Source organism: Fibrobacter sp. UBA3629 (assembly GCF_002374005.1).
GTDB lineage: Bacteria > Fibrobacterota > Fibrobacteria > Fibrobacterales > Fibrobacteraceae > Fibrobacter.
Window position 1 is genome coordinate 32923 of sequence record NZ_DFLC01000038.1, and the last position, 9823, is coordinate 42745.

The following is a 9823-nucleotide window of genomic DNA, read 5'->3' on the forward strand; positions in this document are numbered from 1 at the left end:
CCGGCGTCCTTCGTAGCCTGACGCTGGGAGTCGTTAAAGTAGGCGGGGACCGTAATCACGGCCTGCGTCACCGGCTGGCCCAGGTAGTCCTCGGCAATCTTCTTCATGGTCTGGAGAACCATGGCCGAAATTTCGGGAGGAGCGAACTGCTTGTCGTCCACCTGCACGCGAACCGGGTCAGAACCCGTGCCCACCAGCTTGTAGGGCATGTTCTTTTCGGCAGCGGAGCATTCGCCGGCGGTACGGCCCATGAAACGCTTGATGGAGTAAATTGTCTTTTCGGGGTTGGTGATAGCCTGGCGCTTTGCCACGTGGCCCACCAGACGTTCGCCGTTCTTGCCGAAAGCGACAATGGACGGGGTGGTGCGGAAACCTTCCGCGTTAGCGATCACGACCGGCTTGCCGCCTTCCATCACGGACACGCAGCTGTTGGTCGTACCAAGGTCAATACCGATAATCTTGCTCATAATGAGTCTCCTATTTTTAAATTCTTGCCGCCCGCGAATCATTCCGAAAGGGGGCGTTTTTTACGCCCATACATAAGCAAAACCCGTGCCAAATGCTAATAACTGGCAAAAAACGGCCATTTCGTTTCGTTCTGAAACAAGAAAAGCCCCTAAATCGGGGCAAAAAAGGCATGTTTCATATTAAAACACTCCATGAAAGGGTGGGGGAGGCATCCCTCTGTCTTCAGCCTTGCCCTATTGATATGCCCATGGAAACAGCGGGTGTCATCCTGAGCGGAGAGCTGCAGGCTCGTAGTCGATATACGAAACTAGGCAACTTGTTGCCTTAGTTGAGTTAGGTTCGTAGGAGCAGGATCCAGACCCACATAAAAGGGGAGGGGGAGAAAACCCCCTGGTTCGCACTCCGTTGCTCTCCACCCCCTAACACCCCTACAAATAGTCATTTTTTTGTAAAAAAAATACAAAGATGACGTATTGAGCAATGATTTCATGTTTTTCGTGCTAAATGTGGGCAAATTGCGACGAACACTGCGTTGTAAATATGCTTCACGCCGACTTTCCCTTGGACGCATCAGGCGTTGTCGGGTTGCCTACGAAGACCCAACTAGACTTACCAGTAGTAGGGTCCTTACGGTAGCGATAGCCAGCTTCACGTTTCGCGTAATAATTCTCACGACCCTTTGCCCTAAGCGCTTCTCGGTTTGCCTTGCGTTTGGCCTTGCGTTTTGCAAGATATTCCTCGCTATTTTCACGTTCCTTTCTTTTCGGGTAGAATTTCTTTCGATAGTCGCGTTTTTTTGTGTCCATGACCTCGATTTCTTCTTTGCTTGCCATGCCAATGTTATCTTTATATTTTACATAAAATCCTCCGCATGTGGCTACCATCGGCTTGTATTTACATACATGATGTAACCATGGAGGTTTTATGCCGAGGGCTTTGGCGGCTGCCTCGCCGGATTCATAAACAGCTACTAGCTTTTTGTCCAACGTGTACTGTTCTACAGGCAACTTGCCGGTAATTCCGCGAGAGAACCATTTTTTCGTCCACCCTCTTTCCTTCGCCCATGACGCTAGGGCACTATACTTATCGGCAAATTCCGTTATCGTCTTGAACGGCTTCGCATACTCATGCGCTTCCTCCTCGCTCATGTCTTTCCAGAATCCATTCTGGGTTTTCTTCTCTTTTAACCATGAGAAGAGGTGCTTGAGATGCTTGCTATGGATCTTACGTACTAAATTTGGATATTCTTTCTCCAAATCAGCCCAATATTCGAACTTGCTTGCCGTATCGAGCATCACATCCATTGTCCATCTCTTATTGTACCCCATACTTCCCAAGCTTCCGCCCTTCATGGAATTGATGAGTTTCCACCCATTCGACTTGTAGAGGTCTATCATTTTCTGTTCCATTTCCGGTCCATCCTGTACAGTGATGTCTTCAATGAGAACCTTGGGTGCCGGGATGTCAAGGGAGTTTTTCTTAGCATAACGGACGACGGAATCATTCTTGCGATTATGGTGGTCCCAGTCGCGTACGGTGAGATCGACAGTCCTTCCTACATAGGCGTGGTTGGTTTCAGGGAATTCATACACGTATATCGTGTCGAGCGCATATCCATCACGGAATTGCACACGGCGTTCAAGGGAGCTGGCAAGGTGGAGCAATTTGTTCTTGCACATGTATCCATACATTGCCGGATTTTCCTTGTAGAACTTGGTATAGTCCGTATATTTAGAAACCGTTTCATTGATGAGTTCCTCGGTGTATATATTGGTTTCACGCTCGAGCCAAGAGAACTTCTTCATGAGACCCTGCTTGCTACACCATGTATACAGGTTACGTTCCCTATCCCTGAATTCATGGAGAGTCATGTATTTCTTCGCTACTTTCGTAGCGTAGGACTCGGTGTACTTGCGCTGTCGCGCACCGGAAATTTTCATTGCCTCTTCACGTTCAGGGAACCCGAGCTTGCGGAGCCACCCGTTCTTCCATGCAACACTATAGAGATGGGAATTATATCTGCTTAAATCACTCCCGAGACACTTCCCTTCAGCAAAAAGTTTGTCAACGACCTTCTTGCAATTTTCGAAAGTTACCTCGGATTTTCGGACAATCTTATTGGGGAAGAACTTTGCAATCCATCCCATCTTGAGTGACTTACGGTATGCCAGCCCATCCTTCAACGAAAAATCTTTCCTTCCGGTAGCAAGCATGGCTGACTTGCGGCATGTCTCGAAGTCAAGTTTTCTTCTCGGATTCTTTAGTTTGCGTCCCTTTGGACTTTCCGGAGTGTATTTTTCAGGGAAAAAATTGTCAATCCATCCCATCTTACATGACTTGCGATATGCTACCGAGTCTCCTTTTGAAAAATTACCCCGAGATTTGAACCGACTAGCTGATGCCTTGCACGTTTCGAAGTCGAGTGTTCTTGTATGGTGCAGAATCATGTCCGTTTTCCTGGTTCAATGTGGTTTGTACTTATGCTCTATACAACAAATAGTAATTTTTGGAATGGTCTACGTTGTTGAAACTGGAGCATACAGAAAAATATACCAAACCTAGTCTGGCATGTCGTTCGGGGGGGCAGGGGCAGCGCCTCTAGGGAGAGGGTAGGGAGCAACAGCGCTAGCGTCGTGCGACCCAGGGGAAGGCTTCCCCTTTACTTACTAAAATCAAAGAAGGCTGCGGGATCCGTTCCGAAGATTTCGCCGAGCTTTACCGCCATCTTGCGGGATACCGCCCTACGTCCGTTTTCCATGGCGCAGAGGTTCTGGACCTGAATTCCAAGTTTCTCGGCGAGAGTGACCTGCGACCAGTTGCGCAAATCGCGGTTCGCGACAATCATTTCGCCGGGGGTGGAATCCAGGTTCTTGAACCAGTCAGACTCCTCGAAGGGAATGGAATCCTCGTTTTTGCAGACCGCCACGTTTTCAGGTTTGTAGGTGTCCTTCAAAAACCTGACAAGCGGAGCAGGGATGTGCTTCGCACGAATTTCAATACGGGGCTTTTTCACGACTGCCAACATAGTATACCTCAATATTTATCGACCCATTTTCGCATGTCCAGCAAGCAACCCAATTCAAGGCGATGTGACAATGATACCTGTTATCGCCTAGTTTTGAGTAATGCCAGAAAAGTGGTTGTATAGGTCCAGAGACCTTTAGCGACTGCAGTAGAGCCTTCAGCTTGTTCTGCTCCGCTCTAGGCATTGTTTTCGCCGAACGATCCGCCTTTTTGGTTATGGTTACATTGTACATAGTAGAATATAATCAATTTTTGATTATCCGTCAATAGGGTTTAACATTAACAAACAAAAAAGCCGGCTTTTGATATATGAAAATCCCAATTTTCATTGGGGATATAACAAAAGTCGGCTTTTTTTAGTCGAAATTGGCTTGTAAGCGGAAATCCGCTACCGGTGCCTGTCAAGATTTAATATACAAAAACGGGTTGATGAAAGCAAGCCTTTTAATGAGGGGGAGGCTGCGCGTGGTTTAAGATGCGCGAGAACTCATTCCCCGACTTGCAGTTTCAGGGTCTTTCCGGCGGGGTTGCGGACCACATAGACGCCGCTCCCGAAGTCGGCGGTCTTGAGTCCGGCCTTGAGGTCCGTCAGCGTCGCGCCGGCGTTCAGGCGGATGTTCCCGAGCTCAGAACCCATCAGGTCGAACACCCTGTAGCTGCCTGCGGCCCTCGCGAAAGCATTTGCCATGCCCGCGGCTCCGGCGCCGTTTATGGCGATTTTCGGCACGATGCCCGTGGTTCCGTTCCTGATGTCTTCGGCGCTGCCTTCGCTTTCACCAAAGGCAATCCAGTCGAGGTTCACGTAGTCGCTTGTCACCAGCACCTTGAGCACGTGTTCGCCTTCGGTGAGTTCCTTGGTGGTCGTTCCCTTGAAGGTGCCGTAGGTGTCGAAATCCCCGGTGCCCGTGAGCGCGAGCGTGTCGGTAATCGCCTCGTCGTCCATGAACAGGCGCACGCCGGTGTTGTCCATGCCGCTCGCATAGCAGAGCTCGAAGGGGAGCTTCCCGCCGGCCTGCACGTTCACGGTGTATTCCAGCCATTCGCCCTTCTGCGTGTAGCCCACGGCAAATCCGTCGCCGTTTTTCACGATGTCCACGCGGTCTTCGCGGTATTCGCCTCCCTGGTTCTTGGTATCCATGTCGTAGTAGGCCTTGCCCGCACCGCCCACGTCGTAGTTCTCGAAGTCGATGAAGTTGGCCGTGCCCTCGACCTTCGCGCCCACGACCGGCACGTCGCATTTTGCCTCGGGGTCGCCGAATTTCGCCTTGCAGAACGGCCCCTGCGGAATGGAGGTCTTGCTGTCCTCGAATTCCCAGTAGTCCGCCTCGAAATCGCCCGCGAACACGAAGAACACGTCGTGCTTGCCGACCGCACCGGTCAGCGGCACCGTCACGAGGCCGTCTGCGCTAAATTCCGCCTTGCCGACGATTTCGCCATCCACTTTATCTAGGCGGACGGTGATGCTCGACGCCTTCTTGACGCTCAACACCGACGCCGAGAAGCTTTCCGCGCCCGCGTCGCCGAATTCCACGCCGCTAATCTTGGTGTATTTCCCTTCGGAAAGATTGGTGATGACCGTATTGCCGGCGGTACCGCTCTTGCGGACCCTCACGTCTTCGCCCCAGGACATGGTTTCCGCTTCCACGCGCTTGTACGGGTCGAAATCTTCCAGCTGGGCCACGCCATTGTCCGGCCAATAATCAATTTTTTGAATAGTGCCGTCGGCGTTGTACTTCATTTCAGAAAGGCCGACAGAACGGCGTTCCTTGTGTTGGTATTTCTGGCCCATCTTCTCGGACTTGTAACGCCAAAGTTCGTAATTCAGGCCGAAAACGTAGGATTTCCCCTTGAAATCGATGATACCCGGGTGGTTTCCGTTACTGCGCGAAGAATGCGGCATGATGTCGCCCTTGTAGGTCCAGGGGCCCGTAATCTTGTCGCTCATGGCATACCCGATACCTTCCGCACAGCAGGTCGATGCGAAAGTCATGTAGTAATTGTTGCCGTGCTTATAGACCCAGGGGCCTTCCTGGTAATCCTTGATCTTGGGGTAGGTGACGATGGACCCCTCGGTACTGATCATGTCCTTGTTCAACTTGATCATGTACAAGTCGGGGTTGCCCCAGTACATGTAGGCCTGGCCGTCGCCGTCAATCCAGACGGTAGGGTCGATATCGTTCCAGTGCTCGCGCTGCCAGACCAGGGCCTTGTTCAAAGGTTCCTTGAAGGGGCCGTAAGGGTTGTCCGCCACCAAGACGGAAATGCCGTTGCCGTGAATGGGGACGTACATGAACCACTTGCCGTCGCGCTCGATGACCTGTTCTGCCCAGGCCCCGTTGGTTTTAGAGGACCACTTGATGTCTCCCAGGCTCGCTACGGCACCGTGACTGGTCCAGTTGACCATGTCCGTAGAAGTGTGCAGCAACCAGTCGTACATCATGAACCCGTCGGCATTGTCCTCGTCGTGGGTCGTGTACAGGTAAACCGTATCCCCATGGACATAGGGCGCTGGGTCCGCCGTATAGTTCGTCGTAATTACAATTTTCTGAGCGAAACCCGTACAAGCCAAGGCCAATACGGAAGAAACGAATAAGATATTTTTCATCTTAATCTCCAAACATGTTATACACCAGTGATAAAGATATATCGCGAAAAGCCCCGCGAAACGCCCCGGGATTAACTTATCATTGACAATTTTACAATAGGCGTGAATGTCTTGCAGAGTTGTTTACACACTTCCTAAACGAAAAATTTAAGCATGCAGGCGCAAAAACGTGCATTTTTTGCCGTATTTATCTAATTATGCAGGTGCGGGGTTGGCGTTCCGTGAGGTTTATGTATGGATTGTTTGGTCCGGAGGCTTGCTCCGGTTATTTTTGCGGGCGTGCTTGTTGCGTGTAGTGAAGATCCCGTTGGCGTTGATGCTGGCGTTAGTGTCGAAAGTGCCGGATCGAGTGACGCGATGGTCTTTGAACCCGTTTATTTCGCTTCTTCTACAAGCATGGGAGAAGTGCCTGCAGAAGAACCCGAGTATTCTTTTGCGGAAATGCCGGCGGTTGGCGTTTCGAGTAGCAGTTCTTCTGTGAATCCCATGCCAAATAACGGCGTGCCATACATCCGCATTCTTGTGGACGATGCTTCGGTGCTTTCGCGGACGGACAGCCTGGAGAAACCGGCGTACATCGGGTGTACCATTGAGGTCGCGGGGAACGGGATATATGCCGACGTTCCGATGAGCGCCGCAAAAATAAAGCAACGCGGGAATTCTACGCGACTCTGGTACGACAAGAAACCTTACCGCATCAAGTTTCAGGAAAAGACCGAAATGCTCGGGCTTGCCGCGAATAAGGACTGGGTGTTGTTGGCGAATTTTCGCGACCCGACGAACCTGATGAACGCGCTTGCTTTCGATATCGCGCGGGAGATGGGCAGTTTCAACTTTGTGAATGCAAACCGATTTGTGGAAGTGGAAATCAACGGCGACTACAAGGGACTGTACCAGTTGACGGAACAGGTTGAACAGGCGGAAAGCCGCGTGAATGTTGCTGCGGACGGGGTCCTCCTGAGTTTGGACCAGGATGACGGTCCGGAACTTTCTCCCGATGCGAACGACAACTTCTGGAGCGCTACATACAAATTGCCTGTTGCCGTAAAATACCCGAAGACGCTTGCGGAAGGTAGCCTGGAACAGATACGGTCCGATTTCAAGAGACTCGAAGATGCGATTGCTACTGCCGATTACGATGCGGTGCAGGCGTTACTTGACGTGCGCACGTTTATGGATTTCTTGATTCTGCAAGAAATCACGCGCAACGTGGAACTCGAGGCCCCGCGTAGCATGTACCTGCACAAGGCATCTGCGGAAGGCAAGTACGTATTTGGGCCCGTGTGGGATTTTGATGGCGGTTTCGGTTACAGCTGGAACGAAGAGACGAAGGAATACTTTGGCAGTCAATCGTGGATTCTCGGGAGTACGAACCCGAGCGGAAGCCCGTTCAACTGCACAGCCGATAAGAAGAATGACTGGGGCATGTGCGCTACGGGAGCGTCTGGAGGCCGAGGCGGGTTTGGCGGCTTTGGTGCTAATGCCTGGGACGGTTCGGGAGCATCTGGATTTTTCACGAACCTTTTCTCTAACGCACAATTCCTTGCGGAATACAAGGCGCGCTGGGCGGAACTTGCACCGAAAATTTCTGCGCTAGTTTCGGAGCGCCTGAACGTGTACCTTGCAGAAAATGCAGTGGCTATGGCGAACGATGCCGAACGATGGCCCTGGCCCGAAAGCAGGAACAATACGGGGAAAAATTCCGCTGCGGCAGCAAGAGATTTGGAAGCGTGGATGCAGAAGCGTATTTCGGACTACAGTGCCGTGGTGAATGGATATTGAAGGAAAAATCCTTTGTGGACAGCGTTGTCAACGCAAAAAAGTTTACATAAGAACTAAACCGCTTCTTGAAAAGTATTTTCTGGAATAGAAAATCAAAAAAGGAGTGCTTTTTATGAATCATACTCTATGGACAGGTGTGTCCGTTGGCGTTCTTATGGCGTTGTCTGCAATGTCGGCAAATGCATTTACCCTGACAGGCAAGGTGAGCGACGATGGCGGCAAGGCTATCCGTGGCGCAGATGTTTTGCTTGTTCAAAAAGGCCTCAATGCGAAAACGGATGCCTCGGGCGCGTTCACGATTCACCAGGACGAGGAATCGCAGGCATTGGCGAGCAGGATTGCTGTCGGATATCTCTCCGTGAACAACGGCGTTTTATCGTTTTCGCAGGGGCAAAATTCTCCGGTACAGGTGCAGATTTTCGACGTGTTCGGAAACCGCCTGCTGAATGAAACTCTCTGCGGCTCGGGGACAGTTGACATGAAGTCTTCCGTGAAAGCGCAGGGCAAGTACTTCGCGCGCGTCCGCGTAGGTAGCGCTTCGCAAACGTTCCAGTTTGTCGCCGATGGAAGTTTCAATACGGCATTCGGCGCGAAGTCCGGAGCAAAGGCGCTTCTCAAGGTGGGCGATTCGGACAATCTGCGCGTTGTTGCCGATGGCTTCGACACGCTCAATGTAAAGCTCAACAATCTTGACACGAATCTTGCGCTTACGCTCAAGAAAACTGCTCCGCCGCAACCGCAGTACGAATACGGATGGGGCCTGAAGAACGACCCTGTTCCCACTCGTGGCTGCGGCAAGGACACTAAGCTTGATTACAAGTATCGTGGCGACAAGCCCTACATTGATTTCAGGTGGAGCAAGGGCGTGCGTACCGTGCGCATCGACATGCCGAAAAGTTACGACAAGAACAAACCGTACAAACTCATTTTCGGAATGCAGTGCATGGGCGGAGCCGGAAGTATCGTGCAAGATGAAGGCTATCATGGCCTCAAATGGATTGACAAGAACGAAACCGCAATTTTCGTTGCGCCCGAAGGCAATGGAAGCCAGCTGCCCTGGGGGCAGGATGATTACCTCCTGTTTGACGAACTCCTCGCATATCTCGAAGGCAACTTCTGCATCGATTCGAGCCGCGTTTTTTCCACGGGATTCAGCTACGGCGCCATGTTCAGCAATGGCCTTTCGTGGAACCACCAGGACGTGCTCCGCGCAGTGGCCGTTTACGAAACCGCGGAACGCAACATCTGGCTCCCGCAGCGCAAGAAAATGGGAATCGGCTGGATGGGCGTGCTCGGACTCGATGACGGCATGTGCACCCCTGAAATGGGCCGGAACGCGCGTGACATCATCTTGACGCTCAACTCCGAAGGCGGCAAGGCGAAGAACGAACGCGCCGAAGAAGCCCAACGCAACGCCCCGCACAAGTGCTACGACTACACGACCGTCGAGGAAAGATTCCCCGTTCGCTGGTGCACGCAGAGCGGCGGCCACATCTGGGACCACAAGGACCCCGGCCAGCAGCAATCTTGGGTGCCGCAAGCTACGTGGGAATTTTTCGAAAAGTTCTAGCGGATAAATACATCATTCTGTTGTCAATTTATCAAAACGAATTCGAATAAAGCCCTATATTAAGCGAATTTTTCAACTTATTTTATAGTAAGTAAAGTTCGTATGGGAGGCTTTATGTCGTTTTCAATTAAGGGATTTCCCTTTTTTGCAGGTTTTGTCGCGTTTTTGGGCACCCTCGCCAGTGCGGCAACGATTAACGTAGATATCGGCAAGGAATACCAGCGCATCAGCGGCTTTGGGGCTGCCTCGGCATGGGCCGGTTCCATCACCGACAAGAATGCAGCCTTCCTTTGGGACTCCACCAGTGGCGCCGGGCTTACGCTGCACCGCATCCGTATCGCCCCGGACGGCACCACATCTGAAACGAGTATCGC

At 51.6% G+C, this 9823-nt stretch carries 6 protein-coding genes and 1 pseudogene; 3 read left to right on the forward strand and 4 right to left on the reverse strand.

Going from position 1 to position 9823, the window contains the following annotated elements:
• The 4 genes from B2310_RS11605 to B2310_RS11620 all read right to left on the reverse strand — a co-directional run.
• Nucleotides 1-467 (reverse strand): Hsp70 family protein (locus B2310_RS11605; protein WP_290731761.1); only part of this gene is annotated, 467 nt, incomplete at its 3' end.
• Between the two features lie 546 nt (nt 468-1013).
• Nucleotides 1014-2795 (reverse strand): NUMOD1 domain-containing DNA-binding protein, encoded by a 1782-nt coding sequence (locus tag B2310_RS11610; RefSeq protein ID WP_290731764.1) that lies wholly within the window; start codon nt 2793-2795, stop codon nt 1014-1016.
• Between the two features lie 332 nt (nt 2796-3127).
• On the reverse strand, nt 3128-3481 hold the full coding sequence (locus B2310_RS11615; protein ID WP_178348792.1) for a helix-turn-helix domain-containing protein: 354 nt from the start codon (nt 3479-3481) through the stop codon (nt 3128-3130).
• A 498-nt stretch (nt 3482-3979) separates the two neighbouring features.
• Nucleotides 3980-6097, reverse strand: a complete 2118-nt coding sequence (locus tag B2310_RS11620) for a family 43 glycosylhydrolase (protein ID WP_290731772.1) — start codon at nt 6095-6097, stop codon at nt 3980-3982.
• A 234-nt stretch (nt 6098-6331) separates the two neighbouring features.
• On the opposite strand from B2310_RS11620, the gene B2310_RS11625 reads away from it, so the two are divergent.
• The 3 genes and pseudogenes from B2310_RS11625 to B2310_RS11635 all read left to right on the forward strand — a co-directional run.
• Nucleotides 6332-7879 (forward strand): CotH kinase family protein, encoded by a 1548-nt coding sequence (locus B2310_RS11625; RefSeq protein ID WP_290731775.1) that lies wholly within the window; start codon nt 6332-6334, stop codon nt 7877-7879.
• Between the two features lie 112 nt (nt 7880-7991).
• Nucleotides 7992-9449 (forward strand): esterase, encoded by a 1458-nt coding sequence (locus B2310_RS11630; protein WP_290731777.1) that lies wholly within the window; start codon nt 7992-7994, stop codon nt 9447-9449.
• Nucleotides 9450-9563: 114 nt separating this feature from the next.
• Nucleotides 9564-9823 (forward strand): annotated as a pseudogene (locus tag B2310_RS11635) (1,4-beta-xylanase); the annotation flags it as partial.